This window comes from Dactylosporangium sp. NPDC005572 (assembly GCF_040605515.1).
Lineage (GTDB): Bacteria > Actinomycetota > Actinomycetes > Mycobacteriales > Micromonosporaceae > Dactylosporangium.
Genome location: NZ_JBEXCY010000026.1, coordinates 47553 through 72651, shown reverse-complemented (window position 1 = coordinate 72651; position 25099 = coordinate 47553). Strand labels below are relative to the sequence as shown.

Annotated in this window: 23 protein-coding genes; 6 read left to right on the top strand and 17 right to left on the bottom strand. The window is 72.5% G+C overall.

Annotation, left to right across the window (positions count from 1 at the left end):
* Positions 1-62: 62 nt before the first annotated feature.
* Both ABZS66_RS16100 and ABZS66_RS16095 read right to left on the bottom strand, forming a co-directional pair.
* Entirely contained in the window at positions 63-881 is an 819-nt protein-coding gene (locus ABZS66_RS16100; protein ID WP_354758170.1) for an alpha/beta fold hydrolase, read from the bottom strand.
* A 117-nt stretch (positions 882-998) separates the two neighbouring features.
* Positions 999-1724: an SDR family oxidoreductase gene (locus tag ABZS66_RS16095; protein WP_354758168.1), complete on the bottom strand. Its 726-nt coding sequence runs from the start codon at positions 1722-1724 to the stop codon at positions 999-1001.
* A 53-nt stretch (positions 1725-1777) separates the two neighbouring features.
* Between ABZS66_RS16095 and ABZS66_RS16090 the strand changes: the two genes are divergently transcribed.
* Together ABZS66_RS16090 and ABZS66_RS16085 are read left to right on the top strand one after the other, a co-directional pair.
* Complete coding sequence (locus ABZS66_RS16090; RefSeq protein ID WP_354758166.1) at positions 1778-2302, top strand: MarR family winged helix-turn-helix transcriptional regulator; 525 nt, start codon at positions 1778-1780, stop codon at positions 2300-2302.
* A gap of 198 nt (positions 2303-2500) precedes the next feature.
* Positions 2501-3418, top strand: coding sequence for an NmrA family NAD(P)-binding protein (locus ABZS66_RS16085; protein ID WP_354758164.1), 918 nt, complete (start codon positions 2501-2503; stop codon positions 3416-3418).
* Between the two features lie 14 nt (positions 3419-3432).
* Here the strand turns inward: ABZS66_RS16085 and ABZS66_RS16080 are convergent, their stop codons facing one another.
* From ABZS66_RS16080 to ABZS66_RS16060, 5 genes are read right to left on the bottom strand one after another with little or no spacing between them, the layout of a single operon-like run.
* Positions 3433-4599, bottom strand: a complete 1167-nt coding sequence (locus ABZS66_RS16080) for an acyl-CoA dehydrogenase family protein (RefSeq protein ID WP_354758162.1) — start codon at positions 4597-4599, stop codon at positions 3433-3435.
* Entirely contained in the window at positions 4596-5546 is a 951-nt protein-coding gene (locus tag ABZS66_RS16075; RefSeq protein ID WP_354758160.1) for an NAD(P)-dependent oxidoreductase, read from the bottom strand. Before ABZS66_RS16075 ends, ABZS66_RS16080 begins: the two co-directional genes overlap by 4 nt.
* A gap of 4 nt (positions 5547-5550) precedes the next feature.
* Complete coding sequence (locus tag ABZS66_RS16070; protein WP_354758158.1) at positions 5551-6969, bottom strand: aldehyde dehydrogenase family protein; 1419 nt, start codon at positions 6967-6969, stop codon at positions 5551-5553.
* A gap of 2 nt (positions 6970-6971) precedes the next feature.
* The gene (locus tag ABZS66_RS16065; protein ID WP_354758156.1) at positions 6972-7967 is read right to left on the bottom strand and encodes an oligopeptide/dipeptide ABC transporter ATP-binding protein; all 996 of its coding nucleotides are present in this window, start codon (positions 7965-7967) and stop codon (positions 6972-6974) included.
* Complete coding sequence (locus tag ABZS66_RS16060) at positions 7964-9007, bottom strand: ABC transporter ATP-binding protein (RefSeq protein WP_354758154.1); 1044 nt, start codon at positions 9005-9007, stop codon at positions 7964-7966. Before ABZS66_RS16060 ends, ABZS66_RS16065 begins: the two co-directional genes overlap by 4 nt.
* A 122-nt stretch (positions 9008-9129) precedes the next feature.
* Between ABZS66_RS16060 and ABZS66_RS16055 the strand changes: the two genes are divergently transcribed.
* The 4 genes from ABZS66_RS16055 to ABZS66_RS16040 are packed head-to-tail and all read left to right on the top strand — an operon-like array spanning position 9130 to position 13718.
* The gene (locus tag ABZS66_RS16055) at positions 9130-9663 is read left to right on the top strand and encodes an Lrp/AsnC ligand binding domain-containing protein (RefSeq protein ID WP_354758152.1); all 534 of its coding nucleotides are present in this window, start codon (positions 9130-9132) and stop codon (positions 9661-9663) included.
* A gap of 18 nt (positions 9664-9681) precedes the next feature.
* Positions 9682-10629, top strand: a complete 948-nt coding sequence (gene nikB / locus ABZS66_RS16050; RefSeq protein ID WP_354758150.1) for a nickel ABC transporter permease — start codon at positions 9682-9684, stop codon at positions 10627-10629.
* Positions 10619-11521 carry an ABC transporter permease gene (locus tag ABZS66_RS16045; RefSeq protein WP_354758148.1) on the top strand — a complete coding sequence of 301 codons (903 nt, stop codon included), beginning with the start codon at positions 10619-10621 and terminating at the stop codon, positions 11519-11521. Before nikB ends, ABZS66_RS16045 begins: the two co-directional genes overlap by 11 nt.
* 16 nt (positions 11522-11537) lie before the next feature.
* Positions 11538-13718: a thiamine pyrophosphate-dependent enzyme gene (locus ABZS66_RS16040; protein ID WP_354758146.1), complete on the top strand. Its 2181-nt coding sequence runs from the start codon at positions 11538-11540 to the stop codon at positions 13716-13718.
* Between the two features lie 68 nt (positions 13719-13786).
* Here ABZS66_RS16040 and ABZS66_RS16035 read toward each other — a convergent pair whose 3' ends face one another.
* The 10 genes from ABZS66_RS16035 to ABZS66_RS15990 form a co-directional block, all read right to left on the bottom strand.
* Positions 13787-14755 carry a D-2-hydroxyacid dehydrogenase gene (locus ABZS66_RS16035; protein WP_354758145.1) on the bottom strand — a complete coding sequence of 323 codons (969 nt, stop codon included), beginning with the start codon at positions 14753-14755 and terminating at the stop codon, positions 13787-13789.
* Entirely contained in the window at positions 14752-14955 is a 204-nt protein-coding gene (locus tag ABZS66_RS16030) for a tautomerase family protein (protein WP_259866542.1), read from the bottom strand. Before ABZS66_RS16030 ends, ABZS66_RS16035 begins: the two co-directional genes overlap by 4 nt.
* A 5-nt stretch (positions 14956-14960) precedes the next feature.
* Positions 14961-15827 (bottom strand): hypothetical protein, encoded by an 867-nt coding sequence (locus ABZS66_RS16025; protein ID WP_354758143.1) that lies wholly within the window; start codon positions 15825-15827, stop codon positions 14961-14963.
* 65 nt (positions 15828-15892) lie between these two features.
* Entirely contained in the window at positions 15893-17506 is a 1614-nt protein-coding gene (locus tag ABZS66_RS16020; protein WP_354758141.1) for an ABC transporter substrate-binding protein, read from the bottom strand.
* Between the two features lie 31 nt (positions 17507-17537).
* Entirely contained in the window at positions 17538-18581 is a 1044-nt protein-coding gene (locus ABZS66_RS16015) for a membrane dipeptidase (RefSeq protein WP_354758139.1), read from the bottom strand.
* Positions 18582-18876: 295 nt separating this feature from the next.
* Complete coding sequence (locus ABZS66_RS16010) at positions 18877-21423, bottom strand: hypothetical protein (RefSeq protein WP_354758137.1); 2547 nt, start codon at positions 21421-21423, stop codon at positions 18877-18879.
* A 93-nt stretch (positions 21424-21516) separates the two neighbouring features.
* Positions 21517-22494: a hypothetical protein gene (locus ABZS66_RS16005; RefSeq protein ID WP_354758135.1), complete on the bottom strand. Its 978-nt coding sequence runs from the start codon at positions 22492-22494 to the stop codon at positions 21517-21519.
* Between the two features lie 46 nt (positions 22495-22540).
* Positions 22541-22795, bottom strand: a complete 255-nt coding sequence (locus ABZS66_RS16000; RefSeq protein ID WP_354758133.1) for a hypothetical protein — start codon at positions 22793-22795, stop codon at positions 22541-22543.
* A gap of 191 nt (positions 22796-22986) precedes the next feature.
* Positions 22987-24408 (bottom strand): HAMP domain-containing sensor histidine kinase, encoded by a 1422-nt coding sequence (locus ABZS66_RS15995; RefSeq protein ID WP_354758131.1) that lies wholly within the window; start codon positions 24406-24408, stop codon positions 22987-22989.
* Positions 24405-25088 (bottom strand): response regulator transcription factor, encoded by a 684-nt coding sequence (locus ABZS66_RS15990; RefSeq protein ID WP_354758129.1) that lies wholly within the window; start codon positions 25086-25088, stop codon positions 24405-24407. The genes ABZS66_RS15995 and ABZS66_RS15990 overlap by 4 nt, the downstream gene beginning before the upstream one ends.
* Between the last annotated feature and the right edge of the window lie 11 nt (positions 25089-25099).

The window sequence follows — 25099 nt, the reverse complement described above, 5'->3', positions numbered from 1 at the left end:
GCCGTCGTTGTCGTCGAGGTCCACGGCGCGCGCCGGCCAGCGGCGCGCGCGGGTGGGAACGGTCACGACGCCGGCTTCGCGATCGCGTCGGCGTGCGTGCGCAGCCAGGACAGGGTGGCATCGGCCACGTCGCGCCAGCCGTGGTCGATCGTCAGGGAGTGCGCCCGGTCCGGGAAGTCCACGATCTCGGTGACCGCGCTCGAGTGGCGGTACTGCTTCAGCGTGGCCCGGGTGACCGCCTCGGGCACGGTGTGGTCGCGCCCGCCCATCATGAGCAGCAGCGGCCCGCGCATCTCGTTGGCGGTGTTCACCGCGGCCGGCGAGTGCGGGTCGAAGTTGGCCGCGGCCGCCTCGAACAGCGGCTTGCCCGGCGCGGGGATCGCCCACCGCTCGAACAGCTCGTCGGACTCCTCCGCCGGGATGGCGTTGCCGAACGCGTACCGGAACTGCGCGGCCGTCAGCGACACCGACCGGTGCCGGTTGGCGGGGTTCTTGAACACCGGCAGCGTGGCCCGCAACGCCGACAGCGGCAGCGGCAGCACGCCCTTGATCTGCGCGGCGTCGATCGCCACCGCGGCCGCGGCGAGGTCCTGCCCCAGCAGCTTCTGGGCGATCATGCCGCCGAACGAGTGGCCAACCAGGATCGGCTTCGCGTCCAGGTTCTGGATGATCTTCGCGAAATGCGCGACGACATCATCGATGCCGTGGTCGGCGATGCTCTCCGGGTTGGCGCGCGCCTCCGCGACCGTGTCCGGGTCACCCGGCCAACCGGGCGCCGAGGCCGTGTACCCGGCCTCCTCGAACACCTCGATCCACGAGTTCCACGACGTGGCGTGCAGCCACAGTCCGTGGATGAAGATGACAGGGTTGTGCGTGGTCATGGTCGCCCCTCCTGATCGAGCCGGCGCCGGTCGTGCCGCCGGCCGCACCAGGGCACCACGTCAGCCGCACCCTTCGGACCCTGGAAACACCCCAGTCATGACGGCCTGGGGTCCGGGTCAGCGGGTGGTGTGGGCGCCGCCGTTGACGTGCAGGGTCTGCCCGGTGATGTGGCGGGCGCCGGCCGAGGCGAGGAACCAGGCCGTCTCGGCGACGTCGTCGGGGCGGCCCGGCCGCTTGTCGTGCGTGGCGTCGACCAGCGCGGCCCGCCGTTCGTCGCTGAGCCGGCCGTGGAAGAAGCCGGTCTCGGCGATGTAGCCCGGGGCGATGAGGTTCGCGGTGAGTCCTCTCGGGCCGACGGTCGACGAGAGCCCGGCGGTCCACGCGGCCAGCGCCGCCTTCGCCGCACCGTAGGACGTGCTGGCGTACTCGGCGCCGATCGACCCGATGGTGATGATCGAGCCGCCGGGGCGGAGCCGGTCGAGCACGGCCGTCGTCGTCAGCACCGCGCTGATGAGGTTGGCGTCGAGGTTGGCCCGCCAGGCGGCCGCGACCTCGGCCAGGTCGGCGCCCGGCGGGGCGGGCCGGACGAGGTCGGTGTTGCCGCCGGCCACGTTGGCCACCACGTCGAGCTCCGGGCCCAGCTCGCCGGCCATCCGGGCGACCTGCCGCGGGTCGGTTGCATCGCACGGCAGCGCGCGGGCGCCGAGCTCGGCGGCCGTGGCGGCGAGCCGTTCGCCGTCGCGTCCGGTGATGACCACGGTGTCGCCGGCGGCGCGGAACCGGGCCGCGACCGCCCGGCCGATGCCGTTGCCGCCGCCGGTCACCAGGACGATGCGTCCCATCGGTACCACCTCCGCTGCTACGTTTAGACCTAAACATAGCAGCGGAGGTGGGCATGGCCGACGACTACCCGATGGGGCCCCCCTCGACCTGGCCCGCGGCCGACATCGCCGCCGCCTGGGAGCGGGAGCTGCCCGGGGTACCGACCGGATCGATCGAGGTCGTCACGCCGGTCTGGCGGATCGCGAAGGTCCTCGCCGACGACCGGCGCCGGACCCTGACCCGGCTCGGCGTCGACCCCTCGACGCTCGACCTGCTCAGCGTGATCCGCCGGTCCGGGCCGCCGTACGAGCTGACGACCCGCGAGATCACCGGCCGCACCCTGATCACGGCCGGGGCCGTCTCGCAGCGGGTCGCCCGCGCCGAGCAGGCCGGCCTGGTGGAACGCGCGCCGTCCACGGCCTCCCGCCGGGCCGTGGCGGTCCGCCTCACGCCGGCCGGCCACCGGCTCATCGAGGCGACCGTGCGGGAGCTGCTCGGCCACGAGGACGACCTGATCGCCGCGCTCACGGACGCCGAACGCGCGGCCCTGGTCGGCCTGCTCGCGAAGCTGGAGCGGACGCTCGTCCCGCCGGCCTGAGCCGGGTCAGTCGAGGCTTGTGCGGTCAACGGCATCGGCGGGCTGCTCTGGTCGGTGCACATGCCGTCGGCTGCGCGACGCGGTCGACCACCCTCAAGGATCATCCCCGAGCTGTGACGAGTGGTCGTGACGGCGGCGTCGAAGGGTAGGCAAGCGGAGCGAGCTCCGAGGCGGAGCGACTTGTTGGAGGCGACAGCCATGACCACGAACGAACCGCTGTACCTGGTGACCGGGGCGACGGGCAAGACCGGCGACCGTACCGTGCGACTGCTGCTCGACCGTGGTCACCGGGTCCGCGCCTTCGTCCATCGCGCGGATCAACGCTCCGCGAAGCTGGCCGCGACGGGGGCCGAGGTCGCCGTCGGGGATCTCCTCGACTTCGGCTCGGTCAGCGCCGCCATGCCGGGCGTGACGAACGCCTACTTCTGCTACCAGATCCTGCCGGGCCTGCTGGAGGCGACGGCCATCTTCGCGCAGGCGGCCAGCGAGGCAGGTGTCACGTCCGTGGTGAACATGTCCCAGATCTCGGCGCGCCGGGAGGCCGAGAGCAACGCGGCCCGCCAGCACTGGCTCGCCGAGCGGCTCCTGGACCGCACGGCGATGCGGACCGCGCACCTGCGGCCGACCTTGTTCGCGGAGTGGCTGGTCGCGTTCTTCAACCGGGAAGGCGGCGAGGGCGTGCTGCGGCTCCCGTTCGCCGACGCCCGCCACGCACCGATCGTCGGCGCGGACCAGGCGTCCGTCATCGCCGCGGTCCTGGAGCATCCCGAACCCCACGACCGGCAGGTCTATCCGCTGTACGGCCCGGTCGAGATGAACCACCACGAGATCGCCGCGGCCATGTCGCGGTCGCTCGGCATCCCCGTCAGGTACGAGCCGATCAGCGTCGAGACGTTCACCGCGGCGCTGACCGCCATGGGTGCCAACCCGTACCTGGTCCAGCACCTCGGCCACATCGCGGTCGACTACCGCAACGGTGTCTTCGCCGGTACCAACAACCTCGTCGAGGTCGTCGGCGGGCAGGCCCCGACGGGCATCGAGCGGTTCGTGGCGGCGAGACCGGAGGCGTTCAGCACCAGCGGCGTCAACGCGATCCCCGCGACAGTGCCGGTCTGAGGGCAAGGCGGCCGTCAGCGGAAGGCGGCGTGGCCGGTGACCGTCTGGCCGATGATCAGCTGGTGGACCTCCGAGGTGCCCTCGTAGGTCAGCACCGACTCCAGGTTCGCCGCGTGGCGCAGCACCGGGTAGTCCAGGGTGATGCCCGCCGCGCCGAGGATGGTGCGGCACTCCCGGGCGATGGCGATCGCCTCACGGGTGCTGTTGAGCTTGCCCAGGCTGATCTGGCGGTGGTCGAGGGTGCCGGCGTCCTTCAGCTCGGCCAGGTGCAGCGCCAGCAGGAGGCCCTTGCCCAGTTCCAGGGTCATGTCGGCCAGCTTCAGCTGGGTCGCCTGGTAGGCCGCGAGCGGCCGGTCGAAGATCTCGCGGGTGTTCGCGTAGCCGATGGCCGTCGCCAGGCAGTCGTGGGCGGCGCCGAGCGCACCGAAGACGATGCCGAAGCGGGCCTCGTTGAGGCAGGACAGCGGGGCGGACAGGCCCGCCGCCGACGGGAGCATCGCGTCGGCGGGCAGCCGCACGCCGTCGAGGATCAGCTCGGCGGTGACCGAGGCGCGCAGGGAGAGCTTGCGGGTGATCTCCGGGGCGGCGAAGCCGGGCGTGCCGGCGGGCACGAGGAAGCCGCGGACGCCGTCGTCCGTGCGGGCCCACACGACGGCGACGTCGGCGACCGAGCCGTTGGTGATCCACATCTTGGTGCCGTCGAGCACCCAGTCGGAGCCGTCGTGTCGGGCCCGGGTGCGCATGCCGGACGGGTCGGAGCCGAAGTCCGGTTCGGTGAGGCCGAAGCAGCCGATCGCCGCGCCGCTCGCGAGGGCGGGCAGCCACTGCTGACGCTGGGATTCCGAGCCGTACCGGTGGATGGCGTACATCGCGAGCGAGCCCTGCACCGACACGAGCGAGCGCAGGCCCGAGTCGCCGGCCTCCAGTTCGAAGCAGGCAAGCCCGTAGGCGAGGGCGGACGTGCCGGCGCAGCCGTAGCCCCGCAGGTGCATGCCGAGCACCCCGAGCTCACCGAGCTCGCGGGCGAGGTTACGGACCGGGAGGCGGCCCTGCTCGTACCAGCCGGCGACGTGCGGCCGGACCCGCCGGTCGACGAACGCGCGCACGGCGTCGCGCAGCTCGCGGCTCTCGTCGTCGATGCGGCTGTCGACGCCGATGTAGTCCAGCACCTGCTGCTTCACCGGGAACGTCCCTTCTCGAGCACATCGAGGACGCCCCGGGCGACGGCGACCGCCATCGCGTCGAGCGCGTCGTGGGTCATCGCCGCCATGTGCGGCGTCGCCAGTACCTTGGGGTGGTGCAGCAGCGGGTCGCCGGGCGCGGGCGGCTCCGGAGCGAACACGTCGACGGCGTAGCCGCGCAGCCGCTCGGTGTCGAGCGCGGCGAGGACGGCGAACTGGTCGACGACCCCGGCGCGGGCGGTGTTGACGAGCAGCGCGCCCGGCCGCATCGCCGCCAGCGCGGCGGCGCCGATGAGGCCGAGGGTCTGCGGGGTCTGCGGCACGTGCAGGCTGACCACGTCGGACGAGCGGAGCAGCTCGTCCAGCGGCACCAGCCGCACGCCCGGTGGCGGTACCACCGCCGCGACGTCGAAGGCGAGCACCGTCATGCCCAGGCCGAGGGCGCGGGCGGCCACGCCGCGACCGATCGCGCCGAGGCCGACCAGTCCCAGGGTCCGCCCGGCGAGCATGGTCCCGGTGAGCCCGGCGGCGACGACCGACGACGGCAGGGACCGGCCGGCCGGGAACCCGCCGCCGGCGAGGGCCGCCACGGCCGGTGGCAGCTGCCGGGCGAGGGTCAGCGCGGCGAGCACGACGAACTCGGCGACGGACTCGGCGTTGGCGCCCGGCGTGCTGACCACCGGTATGCCCAGCCGCGCCGCCGCGGTGAGGTCGATGCCGTCGAGGCCGGCGCCATGGCGGCCGACGACCCGCAGCCGGGGGGCCGCCTCCAGCATGGCGGCGGTGACGGGAGAGGAGCGCACGACGAGGGCGTCGGCGGTGGCGAGTGGTCCGGCGGCGAGCGCGGCCGGGTCGGTGACGCCGGCGACGTGCACGTCGCCGGCGGCGCGCAGCAGGTCCATCCCGGCCGCGGCGATCGGTTCGGTCAGCAGGATCCGGGGCGCCACGCCGTCACCAGCCGGTGTAGCAGGTCACCGGCACCGAGTAGAAGTCGCGGGCGTAGCCGCCCTGCTCCCGCGGGCCGTGGTTGGAGTCGCCGGTGCCGCCGAACGGCAGGTGCAGTTCGGTGCCGGCGGTGGGCAGGTTGACGGTGACGATGCCGGCGCGGGCGTCGCGCTTGAACCGCTCGGCCGCGGCGAGGGAGGTGGTGACGATGCCGGCGGAGAGCCCATAGCGGGTGTCGGCGGCGACGGTGAGGGCCTCGTCGAGGTCGCCGACCCGGATGACGCAGGAGACCGGGCCGAAGATCTCCTCCCGGGCCACCCGCATGTCGTTGCGTGCGCCGGTGAGCAGCGTGGGCCGCATGAACTGCCCGTCGCTGGTGCCGCCGGCCGCCACGGTCGCGCCCTCGGCGGTGCCGATGGCGATATAGCCGAGGTTCTGGGCGAGCTGCTGCGGGCTGACCACCGGGCCGACCTGGCTGTGCGGGTCGAGCGGGTCGCCGACCTTCAGCGTGTCGGCGGCGCCGGCGAGCGCGGCCACGAACCGGTCGTGGATGCCCGCCTGCACGATGAGCCGGCTCGACGCGGTACAGCGCTGGCCGGTACTGAAGAAGCTCCCGTCGAGGGCGCAGCGCACGGCCACCTCGAGGTCGGCGTCGTCGAGCACGACGAGCGGGTTCTTGCCGCCCATCTCCAGCTGGAAGCGCTTGTTGCCGTGGGCGAGGCACTGGCGGGCGACGTGGGCGCCGGTGCCGGTGCCGCCGGTGAACGACACGCCGTCGACGCCGGGGCTGGTGAGCAGCGCCTCGCCGGCCACCCGCCCGGCCCCGAGGACCAGGTTGAACACCCCCGGCGGCAGGCCCGAGCCGGCGATGATCCCGGCGAGCTCTCCGGCCGAGGCCGGCACCAGCTCGGCCGGCTTGAGCACGACCGCGTTGCCGTAGGCGAGCGCGGGCGCCACCTTCCAGGCCGGGATCGCGATCGGGTAGTTCCACGGCGTGATGACCGCGACCACGCCGAGCGGCCGGCGGCGCACCTCGGCGTGGACGTTGTCCCTTGTGGACGCATACACCTCGCCCTGCGGCTGCAGCAGCTGGTGGGCGTAGTAGCGGAAGGTCTGCCCGGCCCGGGCGACCTCGCCGCGCGCCTCGGCGAGCAGCTTGCCCTCCTCGCGGGCGAGCAGCACGGCGAGGTCCTCGGCGCGGTCGAGGATCGTGGTGCCGATCCGGTCGAGGATCGCCATGCGCTCGGCGACGGGCGTGCGGGCCCAGCCGGGCTGGGCGGCGCGGGCGGCCTCGACGGCGGCGCGGGCGGTGTCCGGGCCGGCCTCGGCGTACTCGCTGACGACCTCGCCGGGCCGGGCCGGGTTCACGTTCGCGCGGCGCTCACCGTCGACCCACTCGCCGCCGACGAGGTTGCGGTGCAGCACGGTCACACTCCCGCGGCCGCGACGGCGGCGGGCTCGGGGAAGTGGCAGGCGACGCGGTGCCCGTCCGCCGTGTCGGTCAGCGCCGGGACCGTCGTCGCGCACACCTCCTGCGCCTTCCAGCACCGGGTGCGGAACCGGCAGCCGCTGGGTGGGTCGAGCGGGCTCGGCACGTCGCCGGTGAGGATGACGCGGCGGCGCTTCGTCTCGACGAGCGGATCCGGGATCGGTACCGCGGACAGCAGCGCCTTCGTGTAGGGGTGCCGCGGCGACCGGTACAGCTGCTCGCACTCGCCCACCTCGACCACGGCGCCGAGGTACATCACCGCGATCCGGTCGCAGAGGTGGCGCACCACGGCGAGGTCGTGCGCGATGAACATCATCGTCAGGCCCAGCTCCTCCTGCAGCTGTTCGAGGAGGTTGACGATCTGTGCCTGGACGGAGACGTCGAGGGCGGAGACGGGCTCGTCGGCGACGACGAAGTCGGGCCCGCTGACCAGCGCCCGCGCGATACCGACCCGCTGGCGCTGGCCGCCGGAGAACTCGTGCGGGTAGCGGTCGTGCCAGCGGTCGCTGAGCCCGACCAGCTGCATCGTCTCCTGCGCCTTCGCGCGCCGCCCGGTGGCGGAGAGGTCGGCGTGCACGAGCAGTGGCTCCTCGATGAGCTCGCCGATGGTCATGCGCGGGTTCAGCGACGCGTAGGGGTCCTGGAAGATCATCTGCATCCGGCGGCGCATCGCCCGCATCCGGCGGCCGCGCAGCGTCGTCAGCTCGGTGCCGTCGAACGTGACGGTGCCCCGGCTGGGCCGCAGCAGCTGGAGGATGGCCCGCCCGGTGGTGGACTTGCCGCAGCCCGACTCGCCGACCACGCCGAGGATCTCGCCGCGGCGGATGTCGAGGTCGACGCCGGACACCGCGCGCAGCCGGGCCGGCAGCAGCGAGCCCCGGCGGGGCACCTTGAAGTCGACCGCGAGGTCGCGCACCTGGACCAGCGGGATCATCGCGCCTCCAAGGGCTGCTCGGCGAACCGGTCGTCGTTGGACAGCCAGCCGCCCTCGCTCGCCGGGCGCATGCCCCAGCAGCGGTGCAGCTGGCCGCGGTCCGGCACCTGGTGGGTGGGGACGAGGTCGGGCACGGCGCCCGCGCAGCGCTCGCGGGCGTGTGCGCAGCGCGGCGCGAACCGGCAGCCGGGCGGCATCGCGGTCAGCTCGGGCGGGCGGCCCGCGATCGGCCGCAGCCGGCCGCCGCGGACCAGGTCCAGGCGCGGCACCGAGCCGAGCAGGCCCCAGGTGTAGGGCATCTGCGGGCGGTGGAACAGGTCGACGGTCCCGGCCCGCTCGACGATCTGGCCCGCGTACATGACGTTGACCCGCTCGGCCATGCCCGCCACGACGCCGAGGTCGTGGGTGATGAACAGGACGGCGGTGGAGGTCTCCCGGGCCAGGTCCCGCAGCAGGTCGAGGATCTGCGCCTGGATCGTGACGTCGAGCGCGGTGGTGATCTCGTCGGCGAGGATGAGCCGGGGGTTGCAGGACAGTGCCATCGCGATCATGACGCGCTGCCGCATGCCGCCGGAGAGCTGGTGCGGATAGGCGCCGAGCCGGCTCTCCGGGGCCGGGATGCGCACCATCTCCAGCAGCTCGACGGCCCGGGTCCGGGCGGCCCGGCGGCTCAGGCCGAGGTGCGCCCGCAGGGTCTCGGTGATCTGCCGGCCGATGGTGAGCACCGGGTTCAGCGAGGTCATCGGGTCCTGGAAGATCATCGCGATGCCCTTGCCGCGCACGGCCCGCAGTTCGCGGCGGCGCAGCCGGAGCAGGTCGCGCCCCTCGAAGAGCACCTGCCCGCCGGTGACCTGTCCGGCCGGCGGAACGATCAGGCCCATGATGGACTGCGCGGTCGCCGACTTGCCGCAGCCGGACTCGCCGACGAGCGCGACCATCTCGCCGGCGTCGACGGTGAACGAGACGCCGTCGACGGCGGTCACGGAGCCCTGCGCCGCACGGAACTCTGTGCGCAGTTCGCGCACCTCCAGCAAGACCATCGAATCTCCCCAAAACTCCGGGCACGAACGTCGCCATTCGTCAACCGGGAGTGTTGCACAGCCGATCTTCGTCGTCTAGGCTCCGGCGAGCGACGAATTACGTCGATTGAGAGTTGGAGCCGATGACATCCAAGAGCTCGATCGTGAAGGATCGCAGCATCATCCGGGAGCTCGTGCAGGACCCGAGGCAGACCAACGTCGCGCTGGCGGCCAAGGTCGGCCTCTCCGAAGGGTCGGTGCGGCGCCGGATCGACCGGCTGCTCGCCGAGGGCAAGCTGCAGTTCTCCGCGATCCCCAGCGCCGCCTTCATGGGCCGCCCGGTGCACACGATCTTCGAGATCCAGAGCGCCCCCGGCGCCACCGAGCAGCTCATCGAGAAGCTTGCCGGCATGCCCGAGATGGCCTACGTCTACCACGTGACCGGCCAGTTCGACATCATCGCCGTCGGCTACTTCGCCTCCACCAACACCATGCGCCGGTTCTGGACCGAGAGCCTGGGCCACCTGGAGGGCGTGATGGAGAGCCGGTCGGTGATGGTGCTGCGGGTCGCCAAGCGGGCGCACGAGTGGGCGCGCGACCTCGCCGGCACCGACGACGACGAGGAGCCGGGCTGGGACGCCGGCGCCGAACCCGGGCTGTCCGGCTACGAGCACTGACCGGCAGGGGAGCCCGCCATGCTGCGCATCACGCTGATCCGCTCGCTGACCGTCGTCCCCGTCCTGTTCGGGATCTCGGTGATCTCGTTCCTGGTCATCCGGATGATCCCGGGCGACGTGATCAGTTCCATCATGGGACAGGACTTCGGCGACCCCGCGGTCGAGGCGGAGATGCGCCGGTACTTCGGGCTCGACATGCCCGTGCACGAACAGTTCTTCACCTGGTTCGGCGACCTCCTGCGCGGCGACCTGGGCACCTCGATGCGCACCGGCCAGCCGGTGCTCGACGAGATCCTGCAGCGGCTCCCGTCCACGCTGCTGCTGGCCATCTCCGCGCTGCTGGTCGCCGTCCTGCTCTCGATCCCGCTCGGGATCCTCAGCGCCACCCGGCGCAACGGCCCGCTCGACGCCGTCGCCCGGGTCGTGTCGCTCATCGGCCTGTCGGTGCCCAACTTCTGGCTGGGCATCCTGCTCGTGTACGTCTTCTCCGTCTCCCTCGGCTGGCTGCCCTCCCAGGGCGCCAGCGAGGGCGGCGGCCTGCTCGACAACGTGCGGTACCTGGTGCTCCCGGCCGTCACCCTGGGCGCCAGCCTCGCCGCGATCAACATGCGGATGACCCGCTCCAGCATGCTGGAGGTGCTCAACCAGGACTACGTGCGCACCGCCCGCGCCAAGGGACTGGCCGAGCGGGTCATCATGGTCCGCCACGCCCTGCGCAACTCGCTCATCCCGGTCGTGACCGTGCTCGGCATCGAGCTCGGCGCACTGCTCGGCGGCACCGTCATCGTCGAGCAGGTCTTCGCCTGGCCCGGCCTCGGCACGATGGTCATCCGCGGGATCAGCCAGCGCGACTACCCGGTCGTCCAGGGCACCCTGCTCTTCCTCGCCTTCTTCTACGTCCTGGTCAACTACCTGGTCGACCTCGTCTACACCTACCTGGATCCGAGGCTGCGCAGTGGTCACTGAGGTCGACACCGTCACGGAGGTCCAGGCGCGCCGGCTCGGACGGCTGCGCACCGCCGGCGCGCTGCTGCGGCAGCTGACGCGGGACAAGGTCGGCGCCGTCGGCCTGAGCATCGTGCTGCTCATCGCCGCGGCCGCGGCGCTGGCACCGCTCATCGCGCCCTACGACCCGACCGCGATGTCCAACCAGCGCCTGGCCCAGCCCGGTGGCACCTTCCTGCTCGGCGCCGACGAGGCCGGTCGCGACCTGCTCAGCCGGGCCCTCTACGGCGCGCGCACCTCGCTCGCCGTCAGCCTGGTCGTGGTCGGCTGCGCCGCCGCCGTCGGCGTGCTGCTCGGCCTGCTCGCCGGCTTCTACGGCGGGTTCCTCGACGCGGTCATCACCCCGGTCACCGACATCATGTTCGCCTTCCCGACCCTGCTGCTGGCCCTCGCCGTCGTGGCCGCCCGCGGGCCGGGGACGGAGAACCTGATCCTCGCCCTGGTGCTCGTCTTCATCCCCAGCTTCGCCCGCGTCGTGCGGGGCACGGCGATGTCCGTGCGGCGTGAGCCGTTCGTCGAGTCCGGGCAGGCGGTGGGGCTGAGCAACGCCCGCCTCATCGTCAAGTACGTCCTGCCCAACTCGATCGCGCCGATCGCGGTGCAGTTCACCACGAGCATCGCCTACGCCATCCTGATCGAGGCGTCGCTGGGGTACCTCGGCCTCGGTGTCCAGCCGCCGCAGCCGTCCTGGGGCTCGATGCTGTCCAACGGCAAGGCCTTCATGGAACTGTCGATCTGGCCGTCGGTGGTACCGGGCCTCTGCATCATGATCGCGGTGCTCGGGTTCAACCTGCTCGGCGACACCCTGCGCGACGTCCTCGACCCGCGGCTGCGCGGCCGCACGAACCGCTGAACTGGAGCCCTCCGTCGTGGAATCCATCGACGAGCACGTCGTCCGCCGGCTCACCGCATGGTCGTCCGAAGCGCCCACCGGCACCGCCGACGACACCGAGGTCGACCGCACGGTCCTGCTGGACTACTGGGAGGCCCAGGTCCAGGCCCGCCACCTGGACCTGGCGCTGCGCTGGCTGCAGGCCCAGAAGGAGGGGTTCTACACCATCGGCTCCAGCGGCCACGAGAGCAACGCCGCCGTCGCGCTGGCGCTGCGCCCGACCGACCCGGCGCTGCTGCACTACCGCTCCGGCGGGTTCTACGCGGCCCGGGCCGGCCAGGTGCCCGGCGCCACCCCGATCGCCGACGTGCTGCACTCGGCCGCGGCGTCCCGGCACGACCCGATCTCCGGCGGCCGGCACAAGGTCTTCGGCCACCGCGCCCTGAACATCATCCCGCAGACCTCGACGATCGCGTCGCACCTGCCGCGCGCGATGGGCCTGGCCTTCAACCTGGGCCGGGCCACCGTCCGCCGGCAGTACCCCGACGACGCGGTCGTGGTGTGCAGCTTCGGCGACGCCTCGCTGAACCACTCCACCGCCGCAGGCGCGCTCAACGCCGTCGGCTACAGCGCCCACCAGGGCCTGCCGATGCCGCTGCTGCTCGTCTGCGAGGACAACGGCATCGGGATCAGCACCCGCACACCGCACGGCTGGGTGCGGCGGGCACTGTCGTCGCTGCCCGGCATCGAGTACCTCCACGCCGACGGCACCGACCCGGCCCACCTGCTCGCGGTCGCGGCCACCGCGGCGCGCCGGGTCCGCGCCGAGCGCCGGCCGGTCGTGCTGCACCTGGGCACCGTGCGGTTCATGGGCCACGCCGGCTCCGACGCGGAACTGGCCTACCGCGGCCGGTCGGAGATCCTCGCCGACTACGCCCGCGACCCGGTCCTGGCCACCGCGGCGGCGCTGGCCCGGCGCGGCATCCTGAGCCCGGCCGAGTGCCTCGCCCGCTACGAGGACGCCCGCAAGCTCGTCATGGACGAGGCGCGGCTGCTGGTGGGCCGGGTCGAGCGGCTGGCCGACCCGGCCGCGGTGACCGCGCCGCTGACCGACCGCCGCCCGGAGGCCGTCAGCGCGGCCGCCGCGCGCGCCGGCGACGGCCGGGAGGCCGCCTTCGGCGGGAAGCTTCCCGAGGCGCGCGGACCGCTCACCCTCGCCCAGTCGATCAACGCGGCCCTGCACGACGCGCTGCTGGCCCGGCCCTCCGCCCAGGTGTTCGGCGAGGACGTGGCCCGCAAGGGCGGCGTCTACGGCGTCACCCGCGGGCTGCGCAAGGCGTTCGGCGGCGGCCGGGTCTTCGACACGCTCCTCGACGAGCAGTCGATCCTCGGGCTGGCGCTCGGCGGCGCCCTGGCCGGCACCCTGCCCGTCCCGGAGATCCAGTACCTCGCCTACCTGCACAACGCCGAGGACCAGCTGCGCGGCGAGGCCGCGTCGCTGCGGTTCTTCTCCGCCGGGCAGTACCAGAACGGCATGGTCGTGCGGATCGCCGGGCTGGCGTACCAGAAGGGCTTCGGCGGGCACTTCCACAACGACAACTCGGTCGCGGTGCTGCGCGACATCCCCGGCCTCGCACTCGCGGTCGCGTCGCACCCGGCCACCGCCCCCGCCCTGCTGCGCCAGTGCCTCGCCCTGGCCGAGCAGGAGGGCCGGGTGTGCGTCCTGCTGGAGCCGATCGCCCTGTACCACACGCGCGACCTGCACGCCGAGGGCGACGGCGGCTGGCTGGCCGGCTACGCGGCGCCGCCGGAGTGGGCCGAGGCGCCGCTGGGCGCGGTGCGCACCGTCCGGGAGGGCGGCGACCTGGCCGTGGTCACGTTCGGCAACGGCGTGCCGATGAGCCTGCGGGTGGCGGCCGTGCTGGCCGGCGAGGGTGTGCAGACCCGCGTGGTGGACCTGCAGTGGCTCGCCCCGCTGCCCGCGGCCGGCCTGCGCGCCGCGCTCGACGGGGTCTCCCGGGTTCTCGTCGTCGACGAGACCCGCGCGAGCGGCGGCGTCTCCGAGGCGGTGGTCGCGGCCCTGGTCGACGCCGGCTTCGCCGGCCGGATCGCCCGGGTCAACAGCGTCGACAGCTACGTGCCCCTCGGCCCGGCGGCCGACCAGGTCCTGCTCGGCGAGGCGGACATCCTCGCCGCTGCCCGCACCCTGCTGCGCTGAGACGGCCACGCACAGCGGCGGCCCACCCGGGAGACTTCGGGTGGGCCGCCTGTTCCTGCTCGGGACCGTCAGTAGCCGAGGTCCGGTTGGCGATGCGTGCCGGCGAGCGGCTCGCCGGTCAGGTACCGGTCCAGGTTGGCGCGGAAGTCGGCGCCGAGCCGCTGCAGGTTGCCCGATCCCCGGAACGAGGTGTGCGGGGTGATCGTCGTGTTCGGCAGGTCCCACAGCCGGTGCTCCGGCGGCAGCGGCTCCTCCTCGAACACGTCGAGGACGGCGCCGCCGATCCGCCCGCCGCGCATGGCGTCGACGAGCGCGTCCTCGACGACGAGCGCACCCCGGCCGACGTTCACCAGTACGGCGCCCGCCCGCATGGCCGCGAAGTGCTCCGCCCCGAAGAAGTACCGGTTCTCCGTCGTCAGCGGCATCGCCAGTACGACCGCATCCGCCTCGGGCAGCAGCGCGAAATGGTCGGCGAACGGCACGACCTGCGCGAAGCCGTCGACCTGCGTGCCCGTGCGGTTGACGCCGAGCACGGTGGCGCCGAGCGCGCTCGCGCGCCACGCCACCTCCGAGCCGATCCCGCCGGTGCCGAAGACCAGCATCGTGCTGCCGATGACGTCCTTGCCGACCAGACGGATCCACTCGTGCCGCTGCTGGGCCTCGCGCAGCGCCGGGAATGCCCGGCCGTGCATGAGCACCGCGCCGATGACGTACTCGGCGATCGGCACGTTGTAGGAGTTGGGCGAGCGGGTGTACACCAGGCCCTCGTCGAGGCGGCGCTGCCAGACCTCGCCGCCGACCCAGTCGAAGCCGGCCGCGGTGATCTGGACCCAGCGCAGCCGGTCGCACTTGCTCAGCAGCTCCTCGAACGTGTCCTCGTTCATGGCACTGCGCAGGATGATCTCGGCGTCGAGCCACTCGTCGCGGACCGGCTCGTCCTCGGGGATCGGCGTGAACCGGCACTGCGGGTAGTCGGCCCGCAGCCCCGGGACCAGCTCGGCGAGGTTCGGGGTGAGCAGTACGTGCGGGCCCGTCACGAGCTCTCCTGGGCCTTCTTCTTCCGGTTGTTGTAGGTCACGCCGCCCTTGGCCCAGTTGTCGTAGGAGACCTCGTAGAGCAGGACGTGGGTGTTCTCGCGCGGCGAGCCGTACTTGACCAGGACGTCGGTCAGCTCGGCGATGATCGCCTCTTTGGTCTCCTGGTCGCGGTGGCCGATCTCGGCCCGGATGATCGCCATGGTGCTCAGTGCTCCTTCGTCGCCGTCGCGAAATCGGGGTTGCGGGAGTACTCGGACGTGACCGCCAGGTAGGCGAAGGCGTGCGTGACGCCGGTCTTGAGGACGCCGTCGAAGACCTCGCGGGCCTTGGTGACGTCGCCGTTGTAGTAGTGCCAGTTCCCCAGTCCGTAGCCCTGGGTCACGGTCTTGAGGCTGTCGCCGTCGCACATCGCCCACAGCTGCTCGGGGGTGAGCTCGCCGGTGTACAGGCGCATCCGACCCTCGTAGCCGACCAGGTGGTCCTCGTCGACGACCGCGATCTGCCGGAACCGGTCGAGCACCCGCTCGGCCTCGTCCGCCCGGCCGAGCCGGCGCAGCGCCATGTACTGCCAGTCCTGCGATGCGACGACCCCCTCCTGGTGGCGGGCGGAGCGCTCGGCCGCGTGGAAGCTGGGCAGGCAGCCCTCGAGGTCGCCGTCGAGGTACTGGGCGACGCCGAGGTGGTACCACACCGACGTGTGCAGGGTGGTGTTGTACCGCGCCAGCGCGCCGGGGTCGGCCGCCGCCATCGTCTCGGTGAGGTGCTGCGGGCGCACCCGGTCGGGCCGGCCGAGGATCAGGCTGACGACGTCCCGCTCCACCTCGGGCTGGTACATCTCGTGCTCGTCCTCGACCTCGTCGAGCCGGTCCGCGGCGGTGCGCAGGTCCTCGATGGCGCCCCGGTAGTCGCGGACCGAGATCCGCCGGTGCCCGCGGAAACGCAGCAGGCGCGGGTCGCCCGGCTCGAGCTCGAGCGCCTCGGTGAGCAGGGCGACGGCCTCGGCGTGCTTGTTGAGGTAGCCCTTGAGCCGGGCGGCGATGATGTAGCGATGGCTCAGGGGGACGTCTTCCATGGCGTTGCCTTTCGCTGCGGGGTGCCCGGAGGGGCGCCCCACCCCCGGGGCGCCCCTCCGGTGCGTCATCGGTCGAGCCAGATGTTGCGGTAGAAGCGGTACGTCGGGGTCGGGTCGCCCTTGTAGCCCATGACGTCCTTCTGCACGACGTCGAAGTCGGCGTTGAGGAACGTCATCGCCACCGGGCCACGCTCGGCCAGGATCTTCTCGGCCTGCTGGTAGAGCGCCGCCCGCTTGTCCTTGTCGAGCTCCGAGCGGGCCTGGACGATCAGCTGCTCGTACTCGGGGTCGGTCCAGTTGCCGTAGTTCAGGCCGCCGCCCTTGAGGAAGCTCGCGCTGAACCGCTCGTCCGGGTCATAGGTCAGGCCGAAGCCCGACTGGTACATGTCGAACTCGCCCGACTTCGTCTTCGTGTCGGCGATCGTGGACTCGACCGACTCGATGGTCACCTTGATGCCGATCTTCGCCAGCTGCTGCTGCTCGACCTCGGCCGAGCGCACCTGGAACGCGGAGGTGGCGATGACCATGAGCTTCGCCTCGAAGCCGTTGGGCAGGCCCGCCTCGGTGAGCAGCTGCTTGGCCTTGTCGATGTTCGCCGTGCTGTAGACCGGCGTGGTGAGCGCACCGTAGCGGTCCGGCGGCAGGTAGCCCGCGTTGAGCGCGGTGCCGAAGCCGGAGTTGGCGACGTTGAGGATCTCCTGCCGGTCGAGCGCGTAGAAGATCGCCTGACGCACCTTCACGTTGTCGTAGGGAGCCTTGGACGTGTTGAGGCGCAGGTGCAGCGAGAGCGAGCCGGACCCGCCGTACCACTTGAGCTTCTCGTCCTTCTTCAGGGCGTCGATGAACTCCGGCGCGGGCCGCCACAGGAAGTCGACGGTGCCGCTGCGCACCGCGGCGGCGCGGGCGTTGTCGTCGGGGTTGAACGTGAAGTCCAGCCCGTCGAGGTAGGGAACGCCGGCCTGCCAGTACTGGCTGTGCTTGTCGAGCTTGATGGTCTGCCCGGCCACCCGCGACGCGATCTTGAACGGGCCGCTGCCGCCGTCGACGGCGGTGTTGAGCCCGCCCTTCTCGTCGACCACCGTCTTGTCCACGACGGACGACGCGGCGGTGGACAGCAGGGTCAGGATGGCCGCGTTGGGCTTGCTGAGCTTGAGGACCGCGGTGCGCTCGTCGGGCGTCTCGACCGCGGTGATGCTCTCGTAGCTGCGGGCCCGCGGTGCCCGGGTCGCCGGGTTCTTGATCCGCTCGATCGAGTACTTCACGTCGGCCGACGTCACCTTGCGGCCGCTGTGGAAGTAGGCGTTGTCACGCAGCTTGAACGTCAGGGTGAGCCCGTCGCTGCTCTGCTGCCACGACTCGGCGATCGCCGGCTTGATCTCGCCACGGTAGGACTCCACCAGCGACTCGTAGATCTGCTCGTTGATGACGAAGGCCGAGGTCTCCGACATCTTGTGGGGGTCGAGCTCGTTGGCGTCCAGCCGGATCATGATCCGCAGCCGGCCGCCGGACTTCGGCGTGCCCGCGGGCTGCGACTCGTCCTCCAGCCGGACGTTCTTGGTCAGGCCGTCATTGGTGCTGGTACCGCTGTCGCTGTTCGGCGGCTCGCCTCCGGAGCAACCGGCCGCGAGCGCCGCGACGATGCCCCCCGCGAGCACTCTGGTCATGAATCGCGTTCCCATGGGTCTCCTTGGCTGATCTCTCAACTCGCGCCTACCGGCCGGCCGGGTTCCACGCCTCCCCAAACACCCGCAGCCAGTTGCCGCCGAGGACCTTCGTCACGTCAGCCGGAGAGAACCCTCCGGCCAGGAGCGCCTCGGTGAAGTTGGGGAACTCGCCGGCGTCGTCCATGCCGATCGCCCGCCGCTCCTCCCACTTCCAGTCGCCGAGCAGGCTCTTGAACTCCTTGTCCTTGAGCTGCTCGGCCCGCATCGCCTCGGTGAGCGTCTCGTCGTAGTCGGTGGCGACGGCGACGTGGTCGACGCCGGCGACCTCCACGACGTGGCTGAGGTGCTCCACGAAGCGGGCCAGGTCCGGACGCCGGGACGGCTCGTCCGGGTAGTACAGGAACCCCGACAGGGTGGTGATGCCGATGACCCCGCCCTGGTCGGCGAGCCGGCGCAGGAACGCGTCGGACTTCGCCCGGATGTGCGGCGACTTCGCGTCGCAGAACGAGTGCGTGACGACGACCGGCGTCGCCGACGCCTCCATGGCGTCGAGCCCGGTGCGCTCGCCGCAGTGCGAGACGTCCACGGCGATGCCGAGCTCGTTCATCGCCGCGACGAAGATGCGGCCCTTGTGCGTGAGGCCCGGGTCGGTGTCCTCCCCACAGCCGGCGCCGAGCAGGTTCTGCCGCTGGTAGGTCAGCTGCAGGATGCGCACGCCCAGGTCGTAGAAGGTGCCGAGCAGGTCGAGGTTCACCCCGATCATCTCGGTGTCCTGCGGCCCGAGGATCACGGCCTCCTTGCCCTCGGCCTTGGCCCGCTCGACGTCGGCGACGCTCAGGGCGAGCATCACCCGGTCGGCGTGCGCGTCGATCCAGCGGCGGCACCGGTTCACCTGCCGCAGCGCGGTGGCGGTGTCCGCGTACGGCGAGGTCACGGTGTGGTTGACGGCGGTGACGCCACCGCGGCGGATGCGGTCGAGGTGCGCGTCGGAGAGCTCGATGACCGTGCTTCCGTCCACGACGGTGGCCGCGGCGTGCAGTTCGGTCGCGGAAAGGGCGGGGCTTTCCTGAGCGGCAGCGTTCAACGTCATCTCCAGGATCAGATCTCCAGGGATCATTGGAAGATGCCCGACTCTACGAGCCACGCCACTTTCCTGTCCATAGATCTTACGAACTCGTCATATTGAAGCTTGGAAGTGACGAAATTCGTCACTTCGGCCATCATCACTACGTTCGCTGCACCGTCGGGTCCGCGGTGCCGCGCAGTGCGTCAGGCGCAGGGCACGGCGACATGACCGCACCCGGCTGCTGCTGCAGCGCGAAGTCGGCAACCGTGACGCTGGAGTGGGTCCCGCAGCGGGACCCGGGGAGAGGGAGCTTCGTCGCCTACATGGGCGGGATCTGGGACAGGTTCGGGTGCGGCCGGGGACCACCCTCGGCCAGGATCGCCGTCGGCGCCGGGTCCCTGGCCACGTCGCCGAGCATGCCCGTGGCCGCCCGCCAGAACGCCTCCCGGTCCGCCGGCTCGTACCACTCGATGCCGGCCGACCACGGGTCGTACGGGTAGGTGTCGTCGGGGCCGGGCAGGCGCTCGGGCGAGGCCAGCAGGTCGCTGTAGGCGGGGGCGTTCCCGTGTACCGCGTGGCGCAGTTGCTGGGCGTTGTCCAGGCCGATCCGCAGGCGCAGCCAGCGGTACCGGGTCCACTGGGCGGAGTTCGCGAAGCGGCGGCTCAGCCGGGCGCCGGCCAGGGCACCGCGCAGGGCCATCGACGCGATGATCTCGCGGGGCATGAACAGGTTCTCGCCGCCCTCGTCGGGCCGCTGCCGGACCCAGGCGACGCGCCCGCGGTACCCCGGCATCCCCGTCTGCATCGTGTCACGCCAGTTCCGCGCCGTGTCCAGGATGGTCATGACGAAGCCGAACAGGGACCCCGGAACCGTGCTCGACGGCGCGCGGCCGGCCTGCCAGTCCTGCGGCAGCCAGACGTCCTGGTGCGGGAACGCCGCCGGGTGCTCGCCGAGGTTCAGGCCGAACGTCGGCCACGCCGGCAGGAGCGTGTCGAAGAGGTGGACCGGGAAGTTCGACGTGATGCCACCGTCGGAGAACCACAGCTCCTCGGCGCGAACCTCGTCGTCCGGCGGCCACCGCAACACGCGGCCGGACTCCGTCACGCCCCGGCCGAGGTCGTCGCGGATCGTGGTGGGGCCGTTGAGCCGGTACAGCCGGACCGCCTTGAACAGACCGGGCAGCGCCATGCTGAGCCGCACGGCGACCACCACCGGCAGGTCCCACGGGTCCGGCAGCCGGTGCAGGGTCAGGCCGCCGACCGTGACCTGCCCGGTCTCGCACATGGCCGCGACGACCGGCTCGGCGAACACGCCCTTGAGGTCCGCCGGGTCGAAGTACAGCGGCTCGGCGTCGGCGTCGAGCGGCAACACGTAGGGCCGCTGGCGGGTCAGGTCGGTCGTGACGAGCTGCAGGTTCACGAGGCGGGAACGCGGCTCGACGTCGCGCTGCGGTCCGCCGGGCGCCCATCGCGGACCGTGCCACAGGTGGCCGAACCGCAGCACCGTGCCGCGCTCCAGGCCGGCCAGCTCGCTGAAGCAGTCGCCGAGCCAGTGCACGAGGCCGCGCGTGACGTCCGGTTCGGCCGCGCCGGCCAGGAACTCGGCGAGCGTGCGCCGCACCTTCCCGGCCTCCGGCGCCCCGGCGAGGAGGCCGTAGCCGTAGTCGTGCTGCTTGCCGAGGTACGTGAGAATCGCCGCGACCACCACGGCGGCCATCGCGGTGCTCAGCACGATGCCGACGAGCAGCCCCGCGACCCAGTTCCACCAGCCGACCGCGGCCGCCACCATGAGCGCGGCCACGACCAGCACGGCCGCGAGCGGCGCGAGCATGCCCGCGCGGGTGCCGGGCCGCTGGTACCGGCTGGAGACCTTCCGCAGCCTGTCGACCCACGGCGGCAGGCCGGCCGGGTCGCCCGCCTTGGGGCGCAGGCGCGGCGCCGCGGTCAGCAGCGCGGTCGCGAGGACGAAGGCGAGGAGCAGGTCGGGCGCGCCCCACCAGAACGACGCCGGGCGCTGCGGCGAAGGCCAGGCCAGGTGCGTGCCGACCCACCCGGTGAGCAGTACTCCGGCCACGGTGAGCAGGGCGAGCGCCAGCTTCGACCTCCAGCCGAACGCGAGCAGCGCGGTGACCGGCACGGCCCACAGCCGCTGCCGCATCACGGCCACGACGACCGCGAACACCCGCCGGTCCCGCACCTCTGGCCCGGCCCGGAACAGCTGCGCCAGCCGGTACCGGTCGCCGTCCTTGCGGTCGACCTGGCTGAGCCACGCGATCAGGTCCGACAGACCGGCGAACCCGGACCGCACATGCCCGGCCTGCCGATCCGCGTCCGACAGCTCGGCGTACCGCGCGTCGGCGACCCGCCCCGGCTCCAGCATCCGCCCGCTGCGCCCGAGCTCGGCGGCCGCGGTCGCTGCCGCCGCGATCGCCCCGGCCGATGCGCCGCCGACGTTGCGGACCCGGTACTGGCGGGCGATCTCGCACACGGCCAGCGGGTACACGACGCCGGACGTGGTGCCGCCCCGCATCGCGAGGTCGACGCTGCGCCGCCGGTACGCGCCGCGCTCATCGTCGGTACACCCGGAGTCCTCCGGCAGCACCTTGTCCGGCGGGAGCCAGACGGTCCGCCCGGCCCCCGGCAGCGCGAACCGCTCCGGGTTCCCGTACCCGCCGACGTCCATCGGCGGCGGATCGGTCCACAACCACTGCGTGCCCTCGTGCTGGGGGTCGACCTGGCCGAATCCCTCCGGGAGGTACCCCGGGATCTGCCCACCCGCGCGGAGCAGTTCGGTGTAGGCCACCGGGTCCGGCCCGAGCAGCCGGCCGAGCACGGTGAGGGCTTGGTCGGAACTCGGCACCGCCACGGCGTGCTCCCTACGTGACCGTCGGCACGGACGTCCGGCGCCAACCTACCGCCTCGGCGGCGCGGAACGACAGGCTCGATCGGCTGATGCCACCTACGCCCGCTCCGCGGTGCGCCGTCCGTTCTGCCGCCACCACGGCGCGTACGTGCCGTCCCAGGGGAGAGGCTCCCTTCGCGAACCGTCGGAGCGGTGCGTGCGCCGGGTGGGGAAGACCGTGACGCCCATCTCCGCCTCGGACTCCAGGGAAGCGAGCCGCACTTCGTCGAAAGCGGCGTCGACCGGGACGATCGGCCGGCCGCTCATGACGACGTGAATGTGGTCGAAAATGCCGTGCTCGAACGAGTCGAACACGGTGATCGTCAGGAAGCAGGCGCCGAGCGGGTTGGGCGGGTCGGGTTTCTCCCGGGCGTCCGCCCACTCCGCGATCGTGTGACCCGCCCCCCATTCGAACCGGGCCACCTCTCCCGGTCGCAGGAGGCGCTCTCTCCTCGCGGCGGTCGCCTCCACGAACTGGGCCTCCTCATCGAGTCGTACCCGTGCGGTGGTCGCGCCCTCGTTGATCAGCACACCCCGGGTCTGAAACCACAGGAGCTGGTTCCGCTCGCCGTTTCGTTTGAAGAGCCGCGCCGGCGAGGCCGCTTCGGCCTGCGCCACGGCACGATCGTCAAGCAGTCGCAGTTCGCTCCCATAGGGCATCCGATCACGCGTCGGATCGACCAGCGGGGGCCATTGCGGCGCCTCCAGCAGCGCGACGACGAGGGGAGCCCGCTCGTCCGTCCGGGCGCGTGCCGCTTCCCGGACCGCCACCGTGGCGGCCTTCAGCATTTCTTGAGCGAGGCCGACCTGCTCGTCGGCGGCTTTCGCCTGCGCCGCATTGATCTCGACCTGCTTCTGCAACTCCGGCAACTGCTTGGCCGCGGTCCGGGCCGCGCCACGCCCCGCGCGGGCGGCCGAGGCGGCGGCAACCGCTGCGGCGACCGCACCGATGGCCGCGATGATCTGAATCCACTCGGCCAACGTCAGCCGACCAATGTTGGCTACCAGCGCATCCCAAAAAGCCCCCACGGCCACGGCCCACCTTCAAGAGAGACTCACCTTTGTGGCCGGGTCCGGCCGCTCACCCCTTGGCACCACCCCTGGTTCCGACGACGCTCCGGGCAGCGCTGTTGATCTCGCCGTATTCGGTCCCGGTGGCCGGGTTCTTCTCGTGGGCGTTCTCGCCGTCCGGGCCGAACTCGTACGGGTCGAAGTCGTCGGGATCGCGGTCCGCGGCCTCCTGCCAGGCCCGTCGCGTCGCCGCCGCCTCGCGGTTCCCGCCCTTCTCAAATGCGTCCTGTTCATACGCGGCCTGGTTGCTCGCCGACTGGCTCATGGCTGACTCCTGTCCTGGCGCAACGGATCCATGCCGTCAGGCATGGTCTTCCCGCCCCGTTCCCGGGCAAACGTTCACTCCCGCGCCCGGGACGACCGGCCGGACGCTGTCCCTGCTCGGGGCCACTTGCGTTCGCCCGGCTTGCCGGTGCTGTTGTCAGCACCATGCTCGACGGCGTTTCTGTGCCCGCGTCAAGACTTCCGGCCTGGCTGTCGATGTGGGCGGGGCGGGAGCGTTGGCAGGACAAGGGTGGCCTCCAGCCCTCCGGAGGCGGCCGGGCCGAGGCGGAGGCTGCCGCCGTGCAGGTGGGCCTGCTGGTCGACGAGGGCCAGGCCGAGGCCGGAGCCGTCGCTGCGCGGCTGCCGGCCCCGGGTGAAGCGGCGTTTCATCGACTCGTACTCGTCGGCGGGGATGCCGGGTCCGTCGTCGGCGACAGCGATCCGCACCTCGGTCTCGGTGGTGGTGATCCGGACCTCGACGGTGCCGTCGGCCCGGCCGTGCAGGGCGGCGTTGTCGAGCAGGTTGTCCACGGCGAGGGTGAGCCCGGCCCGCCAGCCGTCGACACCGACCGGGGGAGTGGTGGCGTGGTCGTAGCGGACGGTGGGGTGTTTACGGCGAGCGCGATCGACGGCGGCGGCGAGCAGTTCGGTGAGGTCGATGCCTTCGCGGGCGGGCAGGGCCTCGGCGTCGCCGCGGGCGAGGGTCTGCAGCCCGTCGAGCAGGGAGGTCATCCGGTGGTGCTCGGCGGTCATCGCGGCGAGGATCTCCTGCCGGCGGGCGGCCGGCAGGTCGGGGTTGCGCAGCAGGGTTTCGAGGTCGATGCCGAGGCTGGTGAGCGGGGTGCGCAGCTCGTGGCCGGCGTCGGCGGTGAACCGGCGGGTGGCCAGCATGCTGGCCCGCAACCGTTCCAGCATGCGGTTCAGGGTGGCGGACAGGTCGGCGACCTCCTGCGGCCGGGTTGCGACCGGCAGGCGCTGTTCGAGGTCGGTCGGGCGGATCCGCAGGGCGCCGCTGCGCAGCCGGCGCAGCGGGGCGAGGACGACGCCGGTGATCGCCCACACCCCGCCGGCGGCGGCGAGGCTGGCGGCGACGGCGACCGCGACGACGATCCGCTGGCCGTCGGCGAGGCGCTCCTCGACCGGTTCGAGGCTCTGCAGGACCTGCAGCCGGGCGCCACTGCCGTCGGCGAGCGGCCGGACCAGGGAACGCCAGGGCTCCCCGTCGACGTCGATCGTCGAGAACCCGTCGCGGGTCGGCACCGGGATCGCCGCCGGTGGCTGGTCGCCGCGGGCGGCGACCACCCGGCCGCCGGCGATGAGCCGCACCAGTGACTGACTGCCGGCCAGCAGCCCGCCGTAGTCGTCGGCGGTGTGCGTCTCACCGTCGGCGAGGAGCTTGCCGGCATCCTGCTGCACCTTCGCGGCGCGGGCGGTGAGCTGCCGGTCGACGTCGGCGCGGTCGCGGTGGTCGATCCGCAGCGCGATGGTCAGCCCGGCCAGGCCGACGACGAGCATGACCAGTCCGGCCACGCCGGCGGCGACCTGCGACTGGACGGTGCGCGGGACCAGCCGGGCGGCCCACCGTCGCGGGCCGGGTCGCTCGGGCCGGCTCATGGTCGCAGCACGAACCCGACGCCGCGGACGGTGTGCAGGATGCGGGCGGTCCCGCCGGCCTCGAGCTTCTTGCGCAGGTACCCGATGAAGACATCCACGACGTTGCTGTCGACGTCCCAGGTGTAGCCCCAGACCAGCTCGAGGAGCTGGTTGCGGCTCAGGACCTGCCCGCTGTGCCGGGCGAGCGCGAGCAGCAGATCGAACTCGCGGGAGGTCAGCTCCAGGTCGCCGCCGCCGCGGGTGACGATCCGCCGGGCCGGCTCGATGACCAGGCCGGCGACGGTCACCGGCCGCCGGTCACTGCTGGCGTGCAGCCGGACCAGCGCGTGCAGCCGCGCGGCGAGCTCACCGATGGAGAACGGCTTCACGACGTAGTCGTCGGCGCCGGCGGCCAACCCCGCCACCCGGTCGTCGACCTCGTCGCGGGCGGACAGCATGCACACCGGCAGGGTGCGGCCCTGCTCCCGCAGCGTGCGGACGACCTGCACGCCGCTCATGCCGGGCATGACCACGTCGAGCGCGACCACAGCGGGCGGTTCGGCGGTGATCCGGGCCAGGGCCGCCGGACCGTCGGCGGCCTCGTGCACGTCGAACCCTTCCAGGTGCAGGCCCCGGGCCAGGGCGGCGCGCACCCCGCGGTCGTCGTCGACGACGAGGACCTGTGGACTGCGACGGGCCACGAACACCTCCT

What these genes read in the sequence shown, in the direction of transcription:
- ABZS66_RS15995 (WP_354758131.1), bottom strand. Translation starts at nt 24,408, where the DNA reads ATGAGCCGGCCCGAGCGACCCGGCCCGCGACGGTGGGCCGCCCGGCTG.
- ABZS66_RS16090 (WP_354758166.1), top strand. Translation starts at nt 1,778, where the DNA reads ATGGCCGACGACTACCCGATGGGGCCCCCCTCGACCTGGCCCGCGGCC.
- ABZS66_RS16000 (WP_354758133.1), bottom strand. Translation starts at nt 22,795, where the DNA reads ATGAGCCAGTCGGCGAGCAACCAGGCCGCGTATGAACAGGACGCATTT.
- ABZS66_RS16095 (WP_354758168.1), bottom strand. Translation starts at nt 1,724, where the DNA reads ATGGGACGCATCGTCCTGGTGACCGGCGGCGGCAACGGCATCGGCCGG.
- ABZS66_RS16020 (WP_354758141.1), bottom strand. Translation starts at nt 17,506, where the DNA reads ATGGGAACGCGATTCATGACCAGAGTGCTCGCGGGGGGCATCGTCGCG.
- ABZS66_RS16065 (WP_354758156.1), bottom strand. Translation starts at nt 7,967, where the DNA reads ATGATCCCGCTGGTCCAGGTGCGCGACCTCGCGGTCGACTTCAAGGTG.
- ABZS66_RS16015 (WP_354758139.1), bottom strand. Translation starts at nt 18,581, where the DNA reads ATGACGTTGAACGCTGCCGCTCAGGAAAGCCCCGCCCTTTCCGCGACC.
- nikB (WP_354758150.1), top strand. Translation starts at nt 9,682, where the DNA reads ATGCTGCGCATCACGCTGATCCGCTCGCTGACCGTCGTCCCCGTCCTG.
- ABZS66_RS16025 (WP_354758143.1), bottom strand. Translation starts at nt 15,827, where the DNA reads ATGGAAGACGTCCCCCTGAGCCATCGCTACATCATCGCCGCCCGGCTC.
- ABZS66_RS16100 (WP_354758170.1), bottom strand. Translation starts at nt 881, where the DNA reads ATGACCACGCACAACCCTGTCATCTTCATCCACGGACTGTGGCTGCAC.
- ABZS66_RS16060 (WP_354758154.1), bottom strand. Translation starts at nt 9,007, where the DNA reads ATGGTCTTGCTGGAGGTGCGCGAACTGCGCACAGAGTTCCGTGCGGCG.
- ABZS66_RS16085 (WP_354758164.1), top strand. Translation starts at nt 2,501, where the DNA reads ATGACCACGAACGAACCGCTGTACCTGGTGACCGGGGCGACGGGCAAG.
- ABZS66_RS16055 (WP_354758152.1), top strand. Translation starts at nt 9,130, where the DNA reads ATGACATCCAAGAGCTCGATCGTGAAGGATCGCAGCATCATCCGGGAG.
- ABZS66_RS16030 (WP_259866542.1), bottom strand. Translation starts at nt 14,955, where the DNA reads ATGGCGATCATCCGGGCCGAGATCGGCCACCGCGACCAGGAGACCAAA.